The organism is Pseudomonas sp. NFACC14 (assembly GCF_900106885.1).
GTDB lineage: Bacteria > Pseudomonadota > Gammaproteobacteria > Pseudomonadales > Pseudomonadaceae > Aquipseudomonas > Aquipseudomonas fluorescens_AA.
Genome location: NZ_FNOA01000006.1, coordinates 123,601 through 143,419, shown reverse-complemented (window position 1 = coordinate 143,419; position 19,819 = coordinate 123,601). Strand labels below are relative to the sequence as shown.

The window sequence follows — 19,819 nt, the reverse complement described above, 5'->3', positions numbered from 1 at the left end:
GGGATTTTCCCGTAAGCCCATTTTTTTGTTCGTTTTTTGGATTCTCGCTAAATGCTTTCTCGCTGGTTTCCCGCCGCCATTAATACCCGTCCCTCCGAATGGAGCCGCGCCGCCCTCGGCATGGCACTGGGGACGATGTTCAGTGTCTGGCTATGTGGCCAGGTCTTTGGCCTTGAGGTGGCGCAACACCTGATCGGCCCGCTCGGCGCTTCGGCCGTGTTGTTGTTTGCTGTGTCCTCAGGCGCCCTCGCCCAGCCCTGGTCGATTGTCGGGGGTTACCTCTGTGCGTCGGTCGTGGCACTGCTGGTGGCCCATGTATTGGGGCGGACGCTGGGCAGCGCCTGCCTGGCGGCCGGCATGGCGCTGGTGTTGATGTGTTGGCTGCGTTGCCTGCACCCACCGGCAGGCGCCCTGGCGGCGACCTTGGTGCTGGCGGATCCGTCCATCGTTGCCCTGGACTGGCAGGCGGTCGGCGCGGCCATGTTGGCTGGCTCCGGGTTGCTCGCCTGTGCGCTGGCCTACAACAACCTGACGCGAGTGCGCTATCCCAAGCGCGTCAGCGAACCGGCGGCCGTCATTCCAGCTGACCATCCTCCCGTCGACCGCCAGGCCATCACCGCCGAAGACCTGAAATTGGCCCTGGCGGAAATGGAGGCCTTTTTCGACGTCACCCCGCAAGATCTCGAACAATTGATCCATGCCAGCGAGCGAAACGCCAGGCGCCGCAGCATCGCGGAGGTGCTTTCCGGTCACGGTTGAGCCTGTGACTGCTATAAATATGCAGACAGGACCTGCACGTATCCCGGTTGTGCAAGGCAAATTTGCACTGGTACGATCCTGAACGGGTACGCGCGACACCATTCGTAAAAAACAATAAAAGCAGGGAGTTAGCGATGACAGCTCAGGTTTCATCCCAAGCTGCGGAAACCATGGACACCGTGACCAATGAGGTGTTGGTCGACGTTCGCAATCACATTGGCCATTTGACCCTGAACCGCCCCGCCGGCCTGAATGCCCTCACCCTGGGCATGGTGCGCAGCTTGCAGCAACAACTCGATACCTGGGCACTCGACCCACACATTCGCGCGGTGATACTGCGTGGCGCGGGCGACAAGGCCTTCTGCGCCGGCGGCGATATCCGCTCGCTGTACGACAGCCACCAGCAAGGCGACACCCTGCATGAAGATTTCTTCGTCGAGGAATACGCCCTCGACCTGACGATCCACCATTACCGCAAACCGATCCTCGCCTTGATGGACGGCTTCGTGCTGGGCGGCGGCATGGGCCTGGTGCAAGGCGCCGACCTGCGGATCGTGACCGAACGCAGTCGCCTGGGCATGCCGGAAGTCGCCATCGGTTATTTCCCGGACGTGGGCGGCAGTTATTTCCTGCCGCGCATTCCTGGTGAGCTGGGGATCTACCTGGGGGTCAGCGGCGTACAGATCCGTGCCGCTGACGCGTTGTACTGCGGGTTGGCCGACTGGTATCTCGACAGCCGCAAACTCAAACAGCTCGACGAGCGCCTCGATCGGCTGGAATGGCACGACACGCCGCTCAAGGACCTGCAAAGCCTGCTGGCCAAACTCGGCCAGCAACAACTCCCTGCGCCCCCCCTGGCCGATTTGCGGCCGGCCATTGACCATTTCTTTGCCCTGCCCGATGTGCCAAGCATGGTCGAGCAGTTGCGCCAGGTCACCGTCGTCAACAGCCACGAATGGGCGCTGAAGACCGTAGACGTGCTGGACAGTCGCTCGCCCCTGGCCATGGCCGTGACCCTGGAAATGTTGCGGCGCGGTCGGCATCTGAGCCTGGAAGACTGTTTTGCCCTGGAACTGCACCTGGACCGGCAATGGTTCGAACGCGGTGACCTGATCGAGGGCGTGCGCGCCTTGCTGATCGACAAAGACAAAAACCCGCGCTGGAACCCGCCGACCCTGGAGGCGCTGGACGCCGACCATGTCGCGAGTTTCTTCGACGGCTTCGACGACTACGGGAACTGAGCCATGCACGACCTCGAACTGACCGAAGAACAAGTGATGATCCGCGACATGGCCCGGGACTTCGCCCGTGGTGAAATCGCCCCCCATGCCCAGGCGTGGGAAAAGGCCGGCTGGATTGACGACGGCCTGGTGGCGAAGATGGGCGAACTGGGCCTGTTGGGGATGGTGGTTCCGGAAGAATGGGGCGGCACCTACGTCGATTACGTGGCCTATGCCCTGGCGGTGGAGGAAATCTCCGCGGGCGACGGTGCCACCGGGGCGCTGATGAGCATCCACAACTCGGTGGGTTGCGGGCCGGTCCTGAATTTTGGCACCGATGAACAGAAACAGACCTGGCTGGCCGAGCTCGCCAGTGGCCAGGCCATTGGCTGCTTCTGCCTGACCGAACCCCAGGCCGGTTCCGAAGCCCACAACCTGCGCACCCGCGCCGAACTGCGCGATGGCCAGTGGGTGATCAACGGCGCCAAGCAGTTCGTCAGCAACGGCAAGCGAGCGAAATTGGCCATCGTGTTTGCGGTGACGGACCCGGAGCTGGGCAAAAAAGGCATTTCGGCGTTCCTGGTGCCCACGGATACACCTGGGTTCATCGTCGATCGCACCGAACACAAGATGGGCATCCGCGCCTCGGACACCTGCGCGGTCACCTTGAGCAACTGCACCATCCCCGAGGCCAACCTGCTGGGCGCGCGAGGCAAAGGCTTGGCCATCGCGTTGTCCAACCTGGAAGGCGGTCGCATCGGTATCGCGGCGCAAGCCTTGGGCATCGCCCGCGCGGCATTCGAAGCGGCGCTGGCCTACGCGCGCGATCGCGTCCAGTTCGACAAGCCGATCATCGAGCACCAGAGTATCGCCAACCTGCTGGCCGACATGCACACCCGCATCAACGCCACCCGCCTGCTCATCCTCCACGCCGCCCGCCTGCGCAGCGCCGGCAAGCCATGCCTGTCGGAAGCCTCCCAGGCCAAGCTGTTTGCCTCGGAAATGGCCGAGAAGGTCTGCTCCTCAGCCATACAGATTCACGGTGGGTACGGGTACCTCGAGGATTACCCGGTAGAACGCTATTACCGCGATGCGCGGATCACCCAGATCTACGAAGGATCGAGCGAGATACAGCGGATGGTCATCGCTCGGGAACTCAAGCACTACCTGGCGTAACTGCAGGAAAAGCATCGCGAGCAAGCTCGCTCCCACAGGGTCCAGTGCTGTACGCAAATGCTGCGTACAGCCCAAATCCAGTGTGGGAGCGAGCTTGCTCGCGATGGCGGTGGGTCTGTCACTTCCATGCTGGATGTGTCGGCGTCTTTGCGGGCAAGCTCTCTCCCACAGGGGCAGTGGCGTATGCAAATGCTGCTGCGCACACCTTCGGCACCCTGTGGGAGCGAGCTTGCTCGCGATGGCGTCAGCCGGAACGCCGCCTTACTTGTCCTGAAACGCCGCCGCGCGCTTGGCCACGAATGCCGCCATGCCTTCTTTCTGATCCTGCGTCGCGAACGCCGCGTGGAATACCCGGCGCTCGAAACGTACGCCTTCGGACAGGCTGACTTCAAACGCGCGGTTGACGCTTTCCTTGACCATCATGCTGATGGGCACCGACTTGGAGGCGATCAACGCTGCGGTTTTCAGCGCATCGTCCAGCAGTTCATCGGCCGGTACGATCCGCGCGACGATGCCGCAGCGCTCGGCTTCTACCGCGTCGATAAAGCGCCCGGTCAGGCACATTTCCATGGCCTTGGCCTTGCCCACCGCCCGGGTCAGGCGCTGGGTGCCGCCCATGCCCGGCAGTACGCCGAGGTTGATTTCCGGCTGGCCGAACTTGGCATTGTCGCCGGCCAGGATGAAGTCGCACATCAACGCCAGCTCGCAACCACCGCCCAAGGCAAAACCGTTCACCGCCGCGATGATCGGCTTGCGACGGTTGGCCACGCGGTCACTGTCGCTGAACAGGTCGTCCAGGTAGATCTGCGGGTAGGTCAGCTCAGCCATTTCCTTGATGTCGGCACCGGCGGCGAAGGCTTTTTTCGAGCCCGTCAGCACGATGCAACCGATCTTCGGATCCGCCTCCAGGCTGTCCAACGCCTGGTTCAGTTCGCTGACGATCTGCGCATTCAAGGCGTTCAAAGCCTGGGGACGGTTGAGGGTGATCAGGCCGACGCGGTCCTTGATCTCCAATAAAATCGTTTCATAGCTCATGCAGGACTCCTGTTCAAAGATTGCGCGAAATGACCATGCGCTGAATGTCGCTGGTGCCTTCGTAGATCTGGCAGACCCGCACGTCGCGGTAGATGCGCTCCAACGGGAAGTCGTTGAGATAACCGTAACCGCCCAGGGTTTGCAACGCCATGGAGCAGACTTTTTCAGCCATTTCCGAAGCGAACAACTTGGCCATGGACGCTTCCACCAAAGCCGGCTGGCCGCTGTCCCGCAGTGCGGCGGCGTAGTGCACCATCTGCCGGGCCACGGCGATCTGGGTCGCCATGTCGGCCAGGCGGAACGCCACGGCCTGGTGCTCGATGATCGGCTTGCCGAAACTGGAACGCTCCCGGGCATAGTCCCGGGCCGCTTCGAACGCGGCCCGGGCCATGCCCACCGCTTGCGCCGCGATACCCACCCGTCCGCCTTCCAGGTTCGCCAGGGCGATCTTGTAGCCCTCACCCTCCTCGCCCAGGCGATTGCCCACCGGCACCTTCACCTCTTCAAAGAGGATCTGGCAGGTGTCGGACGCATGCTGGCCGAGCTTGTCTTCGACCCTCGCCACACTGTAGCCCGGCGAATCGGTCGGCACGATGAACGCACTGATGCCTCGCTTGCCGGCGCTCGGATCGGTCACCGCAAACACAATGACCACCCCGGCGTTCTGCCCGGAGGTGATGAACTGCTTGCAACCGTTGAGCACGTAATGATCGCCCTCCAAGCGCGCCCGCGTCTTCAGGCTGCTGGCGTCCGAACCGGCCTGGGGCTCGGTCAGGGCAAACGCGCCGAGCATTGCACCGCTGGCCAGGGGCGTCAGGAAGCTTGCCTTCTGCTCATCGTTGCCGAACTTGAGGATCGGCACGCAGCCCACCGAGTTGTGCACGCTCATGATGGTCGAGCAGGCGCCGTCGCCCGCGGCGATTTCCTCCAGGGTCATCGCATAGGCCAGGTAACCGGTGTCGCAGCCGCCCCACTGTTCCGGCACCAGCATGCCGAAAAAGCCCAGCTCGGCCATTTCAGCGATGGCTTCCCGGGGGAAACGGTGCTCGCGGTCCCATTCGGCGGCGAACGGTTTCAGGCGGTCCTGGGCGAACTGCCGGGCCATGTCGCGGATCTGGGTCTGTTCTTCAGTCGGGAGCATGGTGGTTCCTTAATACAGGCATTCAACGGCCATGGCCGTAGCTTCGCCGCCGCCGATGCAAATGGCCGCGACGCCGCGCTTCAAGCCTTTCTGGCGCAGGGCCGACAGCAGGGTCACCAGGATCCGCGCGCCAGACGCGCCAATCGGATGGCCCAGCGCACAGGCGCCGCCGTGAACGTTGACCTTGTCATGGGCGATTTCCAGCTTGTCCATGGTCACCAGCCCTACCACGGCAAAGGCTTCGTTGACTTCGAACAGGTCGACTTGGTCCAGCGACCAACCGGTCTTTTGCATCAGTTTCTTCACGGCACCGATCGGCGCGGTGGGAAACAGGCTCGGGGTGTCGGCGAACGCTGCATGACCGTGGATCACCGCCAGCGGCTTGAGGCCACGCTGGACCGCTTGGCTCTGGCGCATCAGCACCAGGGCAGCGGCGCCATCGGAAATGGAGCTGGAGTTGGCCGCTGTCACCGTGCCGCCCTCGCGGAACGCCGGTTTGAGCGAGGCGATCTTGTCGATCCGCGCTTTGGGTGGTTGTTCGTCGTGGCGAATGGTCACTTGTTCCTTGCCTGCCATGACCTGCAACGGCACGATCTCGGCGTCGAAACTGCCGTCCTTGATCGCCTGCTGGGCGCGGGTGGTGGACGCAATGGCGAAGGCATCCTGGGCCTCGCGACCCAGGCCATTGGCCTCGGCGCAATCTTCGGCGAAGGTGCCCATCAGCCGACCTTTGTCGTAGGCGTCTTCCAGGCCATCGAGGAACATGTGGTCAAGTACCCGGCCATGGCCCATGCGATAACCGCCGCGGGCGCGATCCAGCAGGTACGGGGCGTTGGACATGCTCTCCATGCCGCCGGCCACCACCACCTCGGCGCTGCCGGCGATGAGCATGTCATGGGCCAGGATCGCCGCTTCCATGCCCGAACCGCACATCTTGTTGAGCGTGGTGCAGCGGGTCGACTTGTCGAGCCCCGCGCCCAGAGCGGCCTGACGTGCCGGTGCCTGGCCCTGGCCAGCGGCGAGCACGCAACCGAACAACACCTCTTCAACCGCACCCGGCGCGATACCGGCCCGCTCCACGGCGGCCTTGATAGCGGCGGCACCGAGTTGCGGCGCGGTGAGGCTTTTCAGTTCGCCCTGGAAACCGCCCATGGGGGTGCGGACGGCACTGACAATGACAATAGGATCGTTGGACATCATGAATCCTCCATACTTATTTGGCTGCCATACGCAAGGCACCGTCGAGACGGATCACCTCGCCGTTGAGCATGCTGTTCTCAATGATATGCCTGACCAGCGCCGCGTACTCGGAAGGTTTCCCAAGACGCGGCGGAAACGGCACGCCGGCGGCCAGGGAATCACGCACCTCGGGCGTCATGCCGGCCATCATCGGGGTTTCGAAAATCCCCGGGGCAATGGTCATCACCCGGATACCGAAGCGCGCCAGCTCACGGGCAGCCGGCAGCGTCAGGCTGGCGATGGCGCCTTTGGAGGCCGCGTAGGCGGCCTGGCCGATCTGGCCGTCGAAGGCCGCTACCGAAGCGGTGTTGATGATCACCCCGCGCTCGCCGTCGGCGTTGGCCTCGGTTTCGGCGATGGCCGCGGCCGCCAGGCGCAGCAAATTGAAGCTGCCGATCAGGTTGACGTTGATCACCTGGCTGAAACTGTCCAGTGCGTGGGGGCCGTTCTTGCCGAGGATTTTTTCGCCGCGCACGATACCGGCGCAATTCACCAGGCCATTCAGACCGCCGAAAGCCGTGACCGTGGCCTTGACCGCCGCGTCAGCCGCCGCTTCGTTGCTGATATCGGCCACCACGCTCTGGCAACCCAGCTTTTGCGCCTGGGTTGCCACGGCGTCGGCGTTGAGGTCCACCAGCATCACCTTGGCGCCGGCCTTGAGCAGCATTTCAGCGGTGGCCGCGCCGAGGCCGGAAGCGCCGCCGCTGACGAGGAAAATCTTGTTGTCGATCTGCATCATGGTTTCCTTGGGTTCAAGCTGAAACGTTCTGCGCCGCGGCCTCTTGGGCCTTGGCGATTTCCTGGTTGCGCAAGATAAAGCGCTGCAACTTGCCGCTTGGGGTTTTCGGCAAGTCGCTGACAAATTCGATTTCACGGGGATAGGCATGAGCCGCCAGACGCTTGCGCACATGCAGGCGCAATTCCTCGGCCAGCTCCGGTGAGGCGCGATATTGGGTGCTGAGCACCACGAAGGCCTTCACCAACTCGGTGCGCTCCGGATCGGGCTTGCCGATCACCGCCGCCTCCACCACGGCCGGGTGTTCGATCAGCGCGCTTTCCACGTCGAACGGGCCGACCCGGTAGCCGGAGGTGGTGATCACGTCGTCGCTGCGGCCGACGAAGCTGATGCTGCCATCCGGATTCAGCTCCACGGTGTCGCCGCTCAAGTAGTAGTCGCCGACGAAGGACTTGGTCGGCGCGCCTTCGTAACCGGCGAACCAGCACATGGGCGACTGGCTGCGGTCCACCGCGAGAATGCCCGGCTGGCCCACGCCCAGCTCGCGTTGCTCTTCATCCAACACCACGATCCGGTGGCCCGGCGAGGCGAAACCGGCGGCCCCCAGGTGCACCGGGTGTTCCAGCCCGTGGTGGTTGCACAGCACCATGCCCAGTTCGGTCTGGCCGTAATGGTCGTGGATCACCACGTTCAAGTTGTCGGCGAACCAGCGGATCACCTCTGGGTTCAATGGTTCACCGGCACTGCTGACGATGCGCAGCTTGCCCTTGATCGAGCGGGCAAACTGCTCGCCCCCGGCGATCAACAGGCGATAGGCCGTGGGCGAGCCGGTCAGGTTGGTGATGCCGTACTTGTTGATGACCCGGCAGGTGCTTTCCAGGGTGAACGGGCCATCGTAGAAGGTGATCGGATGCCCCATGGCCAGCGGCCCGGTCACGCCAAAATAAATGCCGTAGGCCCAACCGGGGTCGGCGACGTTCCAGAAGGCGTCTTCAGGGCGCAGGTCCACCGCGTCACGGGTGTAGCTCTGGAACGCCACGATGGCCTTGAGCGGCACCGACAGCGCCTTGGCGGGTCCCGTGGTGCCGGAGGTGAACATCAGTAAAAACGGATCTTCGCCAGTAAGCATCAGCGGTTCGCACTGGCTGGACTGGTTCGCCACTTCGGCCCAGAAACTGTAGTCGCCCCGCACGATGCCCTGGCCCTTTTCGCCTCCGACCGTGACGATGGTGGGGCAACCGGCGACTTCATTGAGCTTGGGACGGTTGACGGCGTCGGTCACGACGATCCGAGCGCCTGAGCTGCCGAGGCGGTGCTCGATGGCCTTGGGCCCGAACGCAGTGAACAGCGGTTGATACACCGCACCGATACGCCAGGTGGCGAGTACGACGATCAAGAGTTCCGCGGTGCGCGGCAGCAGGCCGGCCACTCTGTCGCCCTTGCCGACGCCTTGGGCACGCAGGAAATTGGCGAACCGCGCGGCATTGTCCTGCAGGTCGCGGTAAGTCCAGGTGGCTGCGCTGCCGTCACGCCCCTCCCAGAACAAGGCGATGCGACCCGGCAACGCATGCCGGTCGCAACACTCGACACAGGCATTGAGCGCCTCGAGCGAGCCGTGCAGCGCGGCGTTGACGGTTTGCAGGTAATCGAACTGTGACGTGGCGGACGAATAATCGCGCATGACCAGAATCCCTCTGTACTTTTTATTGGCTGGGGGAACCGTGAAGAGCAGGCAAATACTCGCGCCGAAGGGCGGTGGCGGCAATGGTCAAAGCCATCAAGTTGCTTGACTGGTTTGGCCATGGTTCGAGGGATGTGTTGTCGGTCAGACCGTTATCGCGAGCAAGCTCGCTCCCACAGGGAATGTGAGGTGGGCCTCGATTCTGTGACCGCCCAAGCCCCTATGTGGGAGCGAGCTTGCTCGCGATAGCGGCGGTCCGGGCGCTACAAGGGCTGCTTCCAGGCAAATGAATAAACCTTCTCCGGCACCGGGGACTGGCAGCGCTGATTGTCCGCATCAGGCCCCACCAGGAACCACTCGGCCCGCGAGGTATCGCCGACCCGGCGCGCCTTTTGCGGGTCGTAGCAACGCGCCAGGTCCCGCGCGGGCACCAAGGCAAAGGCCTGCGGGTGGCTGCGTAGCCAGGTGGCGGATCGTTCCAGGGACTGGCGATCATGGAAGCCAAAATGCACGATGGGCTGCTGGGCGAACAGCCAATGACCCTCGCGCCACCCGACGAGCACCAACTCGGCATTTGCAGTCAGCCCCGCGACATCACGCATCAAGGTCTGGTGGGGGTTGATGCCTTCCCTGTGGGGCTCGATGAAGCCGCGCACAAACCAGGCGCATAACCACACCACCGTCAAGGCAGTGAATACCGCCATGCCCCTCGGAAGCCGACTGAACCAGCGGTGCAGCAGCCACGGCACAAGCGGCGCCACCAGCAGGATCAAGGCCGGCAACGCGGGAAAGATATACAGCTTGCGCTTGCCACTGCTCAGGCTGAAAAACAACAGCACCAGTACCACCCACCCCAGCAGTACCAGCACGCGACCATCCTGCTTGAGCAACTGCCTGCGCCAGGCCGGGACCAGCCATGGCAGCATGAAAAAGATCGGCAGCCAGTATTTCGGAATCACCTGGACGAAGAAGTACCAGAAGGGTTCGCGGTGCTCCCAGGCATTGGCATAACGCCCCGCCGTCTGCTTCAGCAGGATTTCCTGGGCGTACGCCAGGCTGTCGGGGCTGCCCTGCCATACGATCAGCAGCAAAGGCCCAAGCCACAGCGCGATGGCGGCCAGCGCCACAACCAGCCCCAGCCACCAAGCCCCCGCCTTGCCCGGCATGGACACCAGGCCTTTCCACCCTCGACGCACCCCATAAGCGTAGGGAATCAGCATCAACACCGGCAGAAACCCCACGCCTTTGCTGATGACCCCCAGCCCCATCGCCGCACAGGCCAGGTAATACCAGCGCCACGCCGGGCCGAGCATCAGATGCCGGCACAAGCCATAGATCCCCAGGATGGTCCAGAGTGCAAGAAAACCATCGATTTGCCCGGTGCGCAGGATGCTGTAGGTCTGGTAGGTGGCGAGAAACAAGAGCGCGGCGATCCCCCCCACGCTTCGTCCCCACAAGCGTCGGCCCAGGTCATACAGGCATGCCGTGGTAACGGCGCCGGCCAACAGCGCGGGCAGGTACAGGGCGACTTTCGGCAGGTGGGTCAATTGCACGAACGACGCCACCGCCCACATGAACAACGGCGGCTTGTCGGCGTAGATTTCCCCGGCGCGATGGGGAATGAACCATGAGCCGTTCTGCAACATCTCCAGGGCAACGCCGAGGAAGCGCTCTTCATCGACGTTCATCGGTTGGCGCCAACCCAGACCGGCGCCCACCATGATCAAGGCCAATGCCACAAGCGCCAGAAGCTCCACTCGCGAGGAAGACAATCGTATCCGCACCGTCTCAGCCCTTCTCGGCCAGTTCGCGGTTTTCCTGCTCGTGGTGCTTGGCGATCAACTGCAAATTGCGCAAGTAAACGATGAAGCCGAAGGACTGGCCGACAATGAACACCGGGTCTTCGCGGTAGATGGCGTAGGCCAGCAACAGCGCGCTGCCGACGATACTCAAGTACCAGAAACCCACGGGAATCACGCTGCGCTTCTTGTACTCGCTGTACAGCCATTGCAGGGCAAAACGCCCGGTGAAGGCCAACTGGCCGCCGAAGCCAACGGCCAGCCATATCGATTCTCTGCCCATGTCACACCTCGGTTTCTTGTGCGTTGATATCCAGGCGGGTGCGTCTTATCAACCACCACACCCCGAACAGATCGACAATGCCCACCAGCGCTCGGTCGAGGTTGCCGTAGTTCGACACCCCAGCCCCGCGCTCACGGTGATTCACCGGGTGAACCAGCATCCGGCCGTTGTGCCGACGGACCAGCGCCGGAATGAAGCGATGCATGTGATCGAAATACGGCAGGCGCAGAAACGCCTCGCGCTCGATCAACTTGATGCCGCAACCGGTATCGGGCGTCTGGTCCTTGAGCAGACTGGCCCGCAGTTTGTTGGCGAACCGCGAGGCCCAACGCTTGCTCGCCGTGTCCCGGCGGTTGACGCGATGCCCCGCCACCAGCTTCACACCGGCGGGCGTACCCTCCGAACCGCGCACCAGGTCGAGCATCTTTGGCAGGTCGGCCGGGTCGTTCTGCCCGTCGCCGTCGAGGGTTGCCAGCCAATGCCCGCGGGCCACTTCAGCGGCGTGGTAGATCGACGTGCTCTGCCCGAGGGAACGGGCATGGCTGAGCACCCGCAACTGGCGATAGCCACTGCCTTGCAACGCCCGCAGTTCAGCGGCGGTGGCATCGGTGCTGCCATCGTCGACCACGATGACTTCGAAGGCCTCGTCCACCAGCGCCGCCCGCACTTCTTCCAGCAGTGGAATGAGGTTGCCGGCTTCGTTCTTTGCCGGAATCAGGACCGACACATAAAGGGTTTCGTGCATGACACTCCAGTAAAAAAGCTGAGGGGGTTAAACGCGGTAATACGCGCGGTACCAATCGACAAACGACTGCACGCCGACGGGCACCGCGACCTGCGGGCGAAACCCTATGTGTTCCTCCAGCTCGCGCGTGTCCGCCCACGTGTCGACCACGTCACCCGCTTGCAATGGCAAGAAATGCTTGATCGCGGGAATGCCCAGGGCCTCTTCCAGGCACTCGACGAACTGCAAGAGCTTCACCGGAGCGCCGAAGCCGATGTTGTAGAGCTTGTGGCGCACGCCTGCTTCGTTGGCCGGCGGCCGCGGCAACAACCGCACCAGGCCTTCGACGATGTCGTCGATGTAGGTGAAGTCCCGCGACATCGCGCCGTCGTTGTAGAGGTCAATGGCGCGACCGTCGAGGATGGCGTCGGTGAATTTGAACGGTGCCATGTCGGGCCGCCCCCACGGTCCATACACGGTGAAAAACCGCAGGCCGGTGGTGGGAATGCCGTAGAGATGCGAGTACGCGTGGGCCATCAGCTCATTGGCGCGCTTGGTCGCCGCATAGAAAGACACGGGCTGATCCACCGGATCGGTCGTGGCATACGGCAACCGGTCGTTCAAGCCATACACCGAGCTGCTTGAGGCGAACACCAGGTGCGCCGGCCGGTGGGCACGGCACGCTTCCAACACGTTGAGGAACCCCACCAGGTTGCTTTGCGCGTACAGGTCGGGATTATCGATGGAATAGCGCACACCAGCCTGGGCCGCCAAGTGGACGACGTACTCGAATGCGGTTTTCGCAAATACATCCAGCAGCGCCTGCTTGTCAGCCACGTCCAGCCGCAGGAAGTGGAAGTTGGGGTATTCGGCCAACAACGCCAGTCGTGCCTGTTTCAGCTCGACGCTGTAGTAGCTGTTGAGGTTGTCGATGCCGATGACCTGATGGCCTTCACTGCACAACCGCCTGGCGGTATGAAAACCGATGAATCCTGCGGCGCCGGTGACCAATACGCTCATACGCTGCCCAAAACGGTCACGTGCATACACTACCCTGATGGATGGCCCGGCTTTTCCGGCGCCTGCACAGGCTTGTATCAAAGAAAAATGACAGTTTTATGAGCGTGCCAGCTTGCCAAGCGAAGGTCCCTGTGGGAGCGAGCTTGCTCGCGATAAGGGTGTGGCAGTCAATGACGAGGCGACTGAACCACCGCTATCGCGAGCAAGCTCGCTCCCACCGGGGGGCTTGGGTAGGCACGAGATTGGAAACCACCCGATGGATCAATCAGGGTCGTTGAGAATCAGGCTGCGATAATGCCCCGGGTTGGACCCGGACCATTTGCGAAACGCCTTGTAGAAGGAGCTGGCATCGGCAAAACCCAGGCGCGAGGCGATTTCGACGAAACTGATGGACGGCTCGGCCAGCCAGGTGATCGCCAGATCCTTGCGCACGCTGTCCTTGAGGCCTTGGTAAGTCTGGCCCTCCTCCGCCAGGCGTCGGCGCAGGGTCGAGGCGGACACGCATAGCTGCTGGGCCAAGGCCTCGGTTTCCGGCCACCGGTCGGCGGGCAGTTGCCGCAGGTCGTGCCGGATGCGGCTGGCCAGGCTTTGCGGGTCGCGGTATTTGACCAGGATGTTGCCCGGGGCCCGGGCCAGGAAGCGCTTGAGCTCGTCAGCGTTGCGCCGGATGGGCAGGTCGAGACATTCGGCGGCGAAAATCATCCGGGTGCGCGGTCGGTCAAAGCGCAGGTTTTGGGAGAACATCACCCGGTAGTCGTCGCAGAAATCCGGTGCTGGGCAGCGCAGTTCGATAGACAGGATGGGAATGCGCCGTCCGGCCAGCCAGCAGGCGACGCCATGGACGATCATCCAGTAAGTGAAGTAAGTAAAGGCTCGGCGCGGCGCCTGATCGTCTTCCAGCAGCACGATCTCCGCCAGGCTTTGCTGGCGCACCCACTGGGCCGGCAGGCGTTCGAGCATCAGCGACAGAAACCCCAGCCCCGCCGTCAAGCCGCTCGCCAGCGTAGGCTGGGCCATGGCGCACTGGCAGAGAAACGCCAGGCTGCCGGACTTGAGCTTGCGCGGGTCCATGCCGAAAAACTCGTCATCCAGGCGCTGGGCCAGCAAACGCCAGAGCCGCGCATAGGCATGGGCCGGGACCCGCGCCTGGGGATCGTCGAGCAGCGCCGGGTCTATGCCGACCTGGCTCAAGGCCTCCTCGGTGGCTGCCCCGGGTGCGCAGCTTTGCAGCAACGCCTCACGTACCAGCTGGATGGAGATGGTGTCTTTTTCCGACATGGCGCGGGTGTTCACAGGATCCGGTAAAGCAGCCGTTCTATCCGCACCCGGCTGACCCGTTTCAGGAACCTGGCCACGGCCTCGGGGTAATCCGGCAGGGTTTCCAGGTCCAGGTAACGCTCGATCCGATGGGTGTGGCGGTAGATCCGCTCAAGCTCGGCCTGGCGCGGTGCCAGCAGCTCGCCCTTGGGGTCGTCCAGCAACAGCGCGTTTTCCAGGTCCAGGCGAAAGGCCCGCGGGTTGAGGTTGTTGCCGGTCAGCAAGGTGTAGCGCTCGTCGACCCACATGCCCTTGAGGTGATAGGTGTTGTCCCCGTCACGCCACAGGTGCAGGTTCAATTGGCCGCTGTCGATCGCGTGCTGATGCCGTTTGGCAAAGCGTCGCAGGCTGATTTCGTAGAGGTATGGCAGCGCCGCGATGATCTTGAACGGTTCGCTGGGCGGAATGTAGAAGTCGTTGGCGGTCTTGTCGCCGACGATGATGTCGATCCTGACCCCGCGGGCCAGGGCGCGGTTGAGCTCCCGGGTCACGGCCAGGGGCAGGTTGAAATACGGGGTACAGATGGTCAGTTGCTGGCGGCTGCTGGCGATCAGTTCACCGATCACCCGGCTCAGGGGGTTGTTCTTGCCCACGCCCAGCAACGGGCTCACCGACAGGCCGCTCTTGTCGAGGCTGCCGACGCTGGTGTCGTAGGTCGCGTATTTGAGACGGCTGCGCAGGTCGCCGATGTCCTTGCGCAAACTGCGGGTGCTGGGCAGGTTGGGCAGGTCCAGGCGATGCACCGCCCTGGAGGTGATCAGGCCATGCTGCACCAGGTGATGCATCGAATCGGCCAGTGCCGTGTTCTGCAGCAGGTGATAGCGGTCGTAGCGGTATTTGTCGAACTTGTGCAGGTAGACGTTATTCAGGCTGGCGCCGCTGTAGAGCACACAGTCATCGATCACGAAACCTTTCAAATGCAACACGCCGAACAGTTCGCGGGTCTGCACCGGCACGCCGTAGATCGGCACTTCGCTGGCATGGGTGCGGGTCTGTTCCTGGTACCACGCCGAGTTGCCCGGCTGCTTCTTGGCGCCAATCAGCCCGCGCTGGGCCCGCAACCAGTCCACGACCACGACCACGTCCAGTTCCGGACGCGCCGCTTTGGCGGCGTGCAGGGCATCGAGAATTTCCTGGCCGGCCTCGTCCTGTTGCAGGTAGAGGGCGACGATGTAGATGCGCTGGGTGGCCTGGGCGATTTTCTCCAGCAGGCAACGGCGGAATTGGGCAGCGCCATCGAGGACGGTCACCGCGTCGGCGGTCAGTGCAAAGCTGCGCAGCTTGGGCAGCAGGGAGCGTTTGAAGAGCGACGGCATAGGGCTCGCAAAAGGTCGATTCCAAAGAACGGATGAGCTTACACCATGGATGGGTTCGGGTCTTCCTGTCGTCAAGAAAAAAACAACTTGACCAAGGAGAACGATCGTTCTACTTTTATCCCATGAACGAAATCACTGGTAATGAAACACGAGACATCATCCTCGATGTCGCCGAAAAGTTGATCTATAGAAGTGGCATCGCCGCCACCGGCATGGACCTTCTGGTGAAAACCGCCGGCGTCTCCAGGAAAAGTGTCTATCGCTACTTCGCCAACAAGGACGACCTGATCGTGGCCGCCCTCGAGCGGCGGGACGAGCGCTGGATGCACTGGTTCAGCAGCGAAGTGGACAAGGCGCCCACACCGACGGCGCGGCTGCTCAACCTGTTCACCGTGCTCAAGGGCTGGTTCGACAGCGAAGGCTTTCGCGGTTGTGCCTTCATCAACACCAGCGGCGAAACCGGCGATCCACAGGATCCGGTCCGCCAGGTGGCGAAGATGCACAAACAGAAGCTGCTCGACTACGTCACCCGGCTGTGCGTCGAACAAGGCGTCGAAAATCCGGACGCCCTGGCCCGCCAGCTCCTGATTCTGATCGACGGCGCCATTACCGTGGCGCTGGTCATGGGCGACCACAGCGCGGCTGACCACGCCCAGGACATGCTGAAGATATTGCTACACACCTGACCGTTGAACCCTGCGTCATTCATCAACTTAATGGAGATTCGCCATGTCTGCCTCTTCTGAAGTTCGTCCGCCGTTGCCGCCGTTCACCCGTGAATCGGCGATCGAGAAAGTTCGCCTGGCCGAAGACGGCTGGAACTCTCGCGACCCGCAAAAAGTATCCCTGGCCTACACGCTGGACACCCAATGGCGTAACCGCGCCGAATTCGCGCACAACCGCGAAGAAGCCAAGGCGTTCCTGACCCGCAAGTGGGCCAAGGAATTGGATTACCGGCTGATCAAGGAACTCTGGGCCTTCACCGATAACCGCATCGCCGTGCGCTATGCCTACGAATGGCACGACGACTCGGGCAACTGGTTCCGCTCCTACGGCAACGAAAACTGGGAGTTCGACGAGCAAGGCCTGATGTACAACCGCTACGCTTGCATCAACGACATGCCGATCAAGGAAAGCGAGCGCAAGTTCCACTGGCCCCTGGGCCGCCGGCCGGATGATCATCCGGGGTTGTCCGAGTTGGGGTTGTAACCCTCTCGTTATCGCGAGCAAGCTCGCTCCCACAGGAGATCGAGGTCGGGCACAGCATTTGTGTGCGCTGAAAATCCAAATGTGGGAGCGAGCTTGCTCGCGATGACGGCGGCAAATCCAACAGGTGTGCAAACTGACCCTCCGCTATCGCGAGCAAGCTTGCTCCCACAGTACAACAGCCGCGCCAGACCAGCGGCCCATCCAACAGGCTTGACCCACATGCCGCCAGGTATCACATTGCCCAGGCTGGCGATAAGCTCGCTGTTTCGTTGTGCAGCAGACTTTGTGGAGCCCATGACCGCGTCGATCCCGATCCGTCCCCCCTGCCCGCCCGGCGTCTGCGATTGCGGGCGTGATGCCTTGTTGCAAGCGCCTGGCAGCGACCTGCGCATCCTGTGCCTCAATCGCCAGGAAGAAAAACGCCTGCTCGAGCGCCTGGAGAACATCCAGAGCCTCGACGAACTCCAGCGCCTGCAGCAGCGCCTGTATGAAAACCTGGGGATCCGCCTGCGCGTCGAGCCCGGCTACAACGAAGTGCGGACCATGCGCGGCATCGCCATCGAATTCCAGGAACAGCCCGGCCTGTGCCGCAAGATTCGCCAGTCGATCCCCGCCGCCATCCGCCGCGGGCTGGAAAAACGCCCCGAGATCGCCTGGCGACTGCTGGATGCCCACGACCTGTTTCGCGATACCTGAACCTGGGCCGCTCCCTCCCTGGAGCGGCACATCGGCCTAGAAATCGACCGTCGCGGACAGCAAGTAGGTGCGCGGGGTCGACAGCGTCAAGCCCGGTTCACTGTCATCCGATGCGCCGGCCGAACTCCAGTAGCGCTTGTCGGCCACGTTTTCGATGTTGGCCCGCAGGGTGATGTGTTTTTCATCGACTTTGAACGCGTAGCGAGCGCCTACGTCGAAACGCGTCCAGGCATCGATTTCCTTGGTGTTGGACTGGTCCAGGTACTGTGAGCTGGAATAGATGCCGCGACTGGTCAGGGTCAGGCCCTGTACCGTTGGCACGTCCCATTCGGCGCCGAGGTTGACGTTGTACTTCGGCGTGGCCGGTGCGCGGTTGCCATCGAAGGTGCTGTCGGTGGTGTCAGTCAGTTCACTGTCGATGAACATCACGCCGCCGAGCAAACGGGTTCCCTTCAGCGGTTCGCCGAACACACTCAACTCCACGCCGGTGTTTTCGCGCTTGCCATTCGGGCCGAAGACACGTGTCGTGGCGTCGGTCGCATAGGCAGGCTGCTTGATTCGGAACACGGCGGCGGTGACGGCGAACGGGCCAGCGTCATACTTGGCGCCCACTTCGACCTGGCGGCTGATGAACGGCGGGAAAATCTCATCCTCGTTAATCGATGTCGATGGCGCGATCTTGCCCTGGCTCAGGCCTTCCATGTAGTTGGCATACAGCGACAGCTTGTCAGTCGCCTTGAACAGGATCCCGCCCGACGGCGAAACCTTTTCCTCGTCGTAGGCGGTGTCGCCCTTGACGTTATTCGTCCAGTCATCGACCTTCACCCGTTGCCAGCGAGCGCCGAGGGTCAGCAGCAAGCGATCCTCGAACAGCCCCAGGGTGTCGGACAAGGCCACGCCGCTGAAGCGGTTCTCGGTATAGACCTTGTCGTCCTGTCGGATCGGGTTGCTCGGCGTCGGGGTCTGTACCGGGTCATACAGGTTGCTGCGACCGTTGGCGTAACGGGCGCCGCCATTTTCGAAGTCCATGTAGAAATAACTGGCCGCCAGATTGACCTCATGGCTCACCGGACCGGTATGGAACCAGTTGCGCACTCCGGCCGTGGCCGTCCGGACATTTTCCTCCCGGGTAAAGTCACGGGGCTGGACAGTGAAGTCGCCCGCGTCGTTGGTGACCGAAACGTTGTGCCGAAGGAAGTCGTGGTCGCTCTTGCGCGCGCCGACACCGCCATACAGCATCACCGAATCGCTGACATCGAACTCAGCGTTCACCGTGCCGAAGGTGTCCTGGGTGCGCGCCTTGCTCCACGACTGGGCGTAGTTGTCGCGCACATCGCTGGCGTGGGGGACCTGGGCATTGGCACCGACCTGCACGCGTTCCTGGGGCGCGTCGGTGTTGCGTTCGGTGTGGCCGATGTCCGTCGATAGTCGCAGGCGTTCACCGCGAAAATCCAGGCCCAGCACCGCCATCTCGCGGTCCACGCTCTGGTGATCCCACTCGGTGTCGCCCGCCTGCTTCACACCATTGAAACGAATACCGAACTTGTCGTCTTCACCAAAGCGCCGACCGACATCCACCGCCCCGCCAAGCTGGTTATTGGAGGCATAGCTGCCGGTAAACGAGGTGATGGGCGTGTCGGTGGCGCGTTTGGGCACCACGTTGATCCCTCCCCCCACGCTGCCCCGCGGCGAGATACCGTTGATGAGCTGGCTCGGCCCCTTGAGGATGTCGACGCGTTCTGCCATCTCCATGTCGATTGTGTACGTCGGCAGGATGCCGTAGAGACCGTTGTAGGCGACATCACTGTTGAACAGGCTGAAACCGCGAATGGTGAACTGCTCATAGCGTCCGCCCGCCGGGTTGGTGGTGCGGACCGAGGGATCGCTGGCGATCAGGTCGCCCAGGGTGCGCGCCTGCTGGTTCTTGACCGTCTCGCTGGTGTAGGTGGTCATGCTGAACGGCGTCTCCATGAAGTCCCGCGAACCCAGCAGGCCTTGCGAACCACGCCGTGCCACCTGGCCGCCGGCATACACCGGGCTGTCCGTCGACGCCGTGGCGCCGAGAATCGAGGTGGGCGCCAGTTGCAAGCTGCCGCCTTCTGGCGCCGGCATCAGGATGTAGGCCTGCTCCCCCACCGGTTGCAACTGCAGGCCCGAGCCCCGCAACAGCCGGGCAAACCCTTCTTCCACCCCGAATTCCCCCGAAAGCCCGGCGCTGTCGCGTCCACTCACCAAAGCCGGATCCACCGACAGGTTGACCCCCGCCAACCCGGCAAACCGGGTCAACGCCGCGCCGAGGCTGCCGGCCGGTACCTGATAACTGCGCCGGGCGGCTTCTTCGGCCAGGCTTGACGACATGAAAAACGGGCTGGCACCCAGGCTCAGCATGAGGCTCAGGTTCAACAGCGGACGCCGGCCGGCAAAGGCCGGGCGCAAACGCAAAGGTACAACTGCGGACATTGGAAAGC

18 protein-coding genes are annotated in these 19,819 nt (G+C 62.8%); 6 read left to right on the top strand and 12 right to left on the bottom strand.

Annotated elements, in window-relative coordinates; genetic code table 11:
* The first annotated feature begins 51 nt into the window (after positions 1 to 51).
* The 3 genes from BLU85_RS12150 (at position 52) to BLU85_RS12140 (ending at position 3,155) form a co-directional block, all read left to right on the top strand.
* Entirely contained in the window at positions 52 to 759 is a 708-nt protein-coding gene (locus BLU85_RS12150) for an HPP family protein (RefSeq protein WP_092199614.1), read from the top strand.
* A 134-nt stretch (positions 760 to 893) separates the two neighbouring features.
* Entirely contained in the window at positions 894 to 2,000 is a 1,107-nt protein-coding gene (locus tag BLU85_RS12145) for an enoyl-CoA hydratase/isomerase family protein (protein WP_092199611.1), read from the top strand.
* Positions 2,001 to 2,003: 3 nt separating this feature from the next.
* On the top strand, positions 2,004 to 3,155 hold the full coding sequence (locus tag BLU85_RS12140; protein ID WP_092199608.1) for an acyl-CoA dehydrogenase family protein: 1,152 nt from the start codon (positions 2,004 to 2,006) through the stop codon (positions 3,153 to 3,155).
* 261 nt (positions 3,156 to 3,416) lie between these two features.
* Here the strand turns inward: BLU85_RS12140 and BLU85_RS12135 are convergent, their stop codons facing one another.
* The 11 genes from BLU85_RS12135 to pssA form a co-directional block, all read right to left on the bottom strand.
* Positions 3,417 to 4,190, bottom strand: coding sequence for an enoyl-CoA hydratase (locus tag BLU85_RS12135; protein ID WP_092199605.1), 774 nt, complete (start codon positions 4,188 to 4,190; stop codon positions 3,417 to 3,419).
* 13 nt (positions 4,191 to 4,203) lie between these two features.
* Positions 4,204 to 5,331, bottom strand: coding sequence for an acyl-CoA dehydrogenase (locus tag BLU85_RS12130; protein WP_092199602.1), 1,128 nt, complete (start codon positions 5,329 to 5,331; stop codon positions 4,204 to 4,206).
* A gap of 9 nt (positions 5,332 to 5,340) precedes the next feature.
* On the bottom strand, positions 5,341 to 6,531 hold the full coding sequence (locus BLU85_RS12125; protein WP_170847574.1) for an acetyl-CoA C-acyltransferase: 1,191 nt from the start codon (positions 6,529 to 6,531) through the stop codon (positions 5,341 to 5,343).
* Between the two features lie 13 nt (positions 6,532 to 6,544).
* Positions 6,545 to 7,306, bottom strand: a complete 762-nt coding sequence (locus BLU85_RS12120; protein WP_092199599.1) for an SDR family NAD(P)-dependent oxidoreductase — start codon at positions 7,304 to 7,306, stop codon at positions 6,545 to 6,547.
* A gap of 16 nt (positions 7,307 to 7,322) precedes the next feature.
* Positions 7,323 to 8,987: an AMP-binding protein gene (locus tag BLU85_RS12115; RefSeq protein WP_092199595.1), complete on the bottom strand. Its 1,665-nt coding sequence runs from the start codon at positions 8,985 to 8,987 to the stop codon at positions 7,323 to 7,325.
* A gap of 263 nt (positions 8,988 to 9,250) precedes the next feature.
* Positions 9,251 to 10,708 carry an ArnT family glycosyltransferase gene (locus BLU85_RS12110; protein WP_256572849.1) on the bottom strand — a complete coding sequence of 486 codons (1,458 nt, stop codon included), beginning with the start codon at positions 10,706 to 10,708 and terminating at the stop codon, positions 9,251 to 9,253.
* A gap of 67 nt (positions 10,709 to 10,775) precedes the next feature.
* Positions 10,776 to 11,069, bottom strand: coding sequence for a lipid-A-disaccharide synthase N-terminal domain-containing protein (locus BLU85_RS12105; protein WP_092199589.1), 294 nt, complete (start codon positions 11,067 to 11,069; stop codon positions 10,776 to 10,778).
* Between the two features lies 1 nt (position 11,070).
* The gene (locus BLU85_RS12100) at positions 11,071 to 11,814 is read right to left on the bottom strand and encodes a glycosyltransferase family 2 protein (protein ID WP_092199585.1); all 744 of its coding nucleotides are present in this window, start codon (positions 11,812 to 11,814) and stop codon (positions 11,071 to 11,073) included.
* A 27-nt stretch (positions 11,815 to 11,841) separates the two neighbouring features.
* Positions 11,842 to 12,813: an NAD-dependent epimerase gene (locus BLU85_RS12095; RefSeq protein WP_092199582.1), complete on the bottom strand. Its 972-nt coding sequence runs from the start codon at positions 12,811 to 12,813 to the stop codon at positions 11,842 to 11,844.
* 261 nt (positions 12,814 to 13,074) lie between these two features.
* A complete protein-coding gene (locus BLU85_RS12090) occupies positions 13,075 to 14,091 on the bottom strand; it encodes an AraC family transcriptional regulator (protein ID WP_092200001.1) in 1,017 nt (338 codons plus the stop codon).
* A gap of 11 nt (positions 14,092 to 14,102) precedes the next feature.
* A complete protein-coding gene (pssA, locus tag BLU85_RS12085; RefSeq protein ID WP_092199579.1) occupies positions 14,103 to 15,446 on the bottom strand; it encodes a CDP-diacylglycerol--serine O-phosphatidyltransferase in 1,344 nt (447 codons plus the stop codon).
* Positions 15,447 to 15,568: 122 nt separating this feature from the next.
* Here pssA and BLU85_RS12080 point away from each other — a divergent pair, with 122 nt between their 5' ends.
* The 3 genes from BLU85_RS12080 to BLU85_RS12070 all read left to right on the top strand — a co-directional run bounded on the left by BLU85_RS12080 (position 15,569) and on the right by BLU85_RS12070 (position 17,351).
* Positions 15,569 to 16,132: a TetR/AcrR family transcriptional regulator gene (locus BLU85_RS12080; protein WP_092164464.1), complete on the top strand. Its 564-nt coding sequence runs from the start codon at positions 15,569 to 15,571 to the stop codon at positions 16,130 to 16,132.
* 43 nt (positions 16,133 to 16,175) lie between these two features.
* Complete coding sequence (locus BLU85_RS12075) at positions 16,176 to 16,655, top strand: nuclear transport factor 2 family protein (protein ID WP_060742285.1); 480 nt, start codon at positions 16,176 to 16,178, stop codon at positions 16,653 to 16,655.
* A gap of 294 nt (positions 16,656 to 16,949) precedes the next feature.
* Positions 16,950 to 17,351 (top strand): hypothetical protein, encoded by a 402-nt coding sequence (locus BLU85_RS12070; protein WP_060742284.1) that lies wholly within the window; start codon positions 16,950 to 16,952, stop codon positions 17,349 to 17,351.
* Between the two features lie 36 nt (positions 17,352 to 17,387).
* Here BLU85_RS12070 and BLU85_RS12065 read toward each other — a convergent pair whose 3' ends face one another.
* Entirely contained in the window at positions 17,388 to 19,811 is a 2,424-nt protein-coding gene (locus tag BLU85_RS12065; protein WP_092199576.1) for a TonB-dependent receptor, read from the bottom strand.
* Positions 19,812 to 19,819: the final 8 nt, after the last annotated feature.

Excerpts from the sequence above, each read along its gene's own strand:
- BLU85_RS12150 (WP_092199614.1), top strand. The coding sequence starts at position 52 with ATGCTTTCTCGCTGGTTTCCCGCCGCCATTAATACCCGTCCCTCCGAA.
- BLU85_RS12145 (WP_092199611.1), top strand. The coding sequence starts at position 894 with ATGACAGCTCAGGTTTCATCCCAAGCTGCGGAAACCATGGACACCGTG.
- BLU85_RS12140 (WP_092199608.1), top strand. The coding sequence starts at position 2,004 with ATGCACGACCTCGAACTGACCGAAGAACAAGTGATGATCCGCGACATG.
- BLU85_RS12135 (WP_092199605.1), bottom strand. The coding sequence starts at position 4,190 with ATGAGCTATGAAACGATTTTATTGGAGATCAAGGACCGCGTCGGCCTG.
- BLU85_RS12130 (WP_092199602.1), bottom strand. The coding sequence starts at position 5,331 with ATGCTCCCGACTGAAGAACAGACCCAGATCCGCGACATGGCCCGGCAG.
- BLU85_RS12125 (WP_170847574.1), bottom strand. The coding sequence starts at position 6,531 with ATGATGTCCAACGATCCTATTGTCATTGTCAGTGCCGTCCGCACCCCC.
- BLU85_RS12120 (WP_092199599.1), bottom strand. The coding sequence starts at position 7,306 with ATGCAGATCGACAACAAGATTTTCCTCGTCAGCGGCGGCGCTTCCGGC.
- BLU85_RS12115 (WP_092199595.1), bottom strand. The coding sequence starts at position 8,987 with ATGCGCGATTATTCGTCCGCCACGTCACAGTTCGATTACCTGCAAACC.
- BLU85_RS12110 (WP_256572849.1), bottom strand. The coding sequence starts at position 10,708 with ATGGTGGGCGCCGGTCTGGGTTGGCGCCAACCGATGAACGTCGATGAA.
- BLU85_RS12105 (WP_092199589.1), bottom strand. The coding sequence starts at position 11,069 with ATGGGCAGAGAATCGATATGGCTGGCCGTTGGCTTCGGCGGCCAGTTG.
- BLU85_RS12100 (WP_092199585.1), bottom strand. The coding sequence starts at position 11,814 with ATGCACGAAACCCTTTATGTGTCGGTCCTGATTCCGGCAAAGAACGAA.
- BLU85_RS12095 (WP_092199582.1), bottom strand. The coding sequence starts at position 12,813 with ATGAGCGTATTGGTCACCGGCGCCGCAGGATTCATCGGTTTTCATACC.
- BLU85_RS12090 (WP_092200001.1), bottom strand. The coding sequence starts at position 14,091 with ATGTCGGAAAAAGACACCATCTCCATCCAGCTGGTACGTGAGGCGTTG.
- pssA (WP_092199579.1), bottom strand. The coding sequence starts at position 15,446 with ATGCCGTCGCTCTTCAAACGCTCCCTGCTGCCCAAGCTGCGCAGCTTT.
- BLU85_RS12080 (WP_092164464.1), top strand. The coding sequence starts at position 15,569 with ATGAACGAAATCACTGGTAATGAAACACGAGACATCATCCTCGATGTC.
- BLU85_RS12075 (WP_060742285.1), top strand. The coding sequence starts at position 16,176 with ATGTCTGCCTCTTCTGAAGTTCGTCCGCCGTTGCCGCCGTTCACCCGT.
- BLU85_RS12070 (WP_060742284.1), top strand. The coding sequence starts at position 16,950 with ATGACCGCGTCGATCCCGATCCGTCCCCCCTGCCCGCCCGGCGTCTGC.
- BLU85_RS12065 (WP_092199576.1), bottom strand. The coding sequence starts at position 19,811 with ATGTCCGCAGTTGTACCTTTGCGTTTGCGCCCGGCCTTTGCCGGCCGG.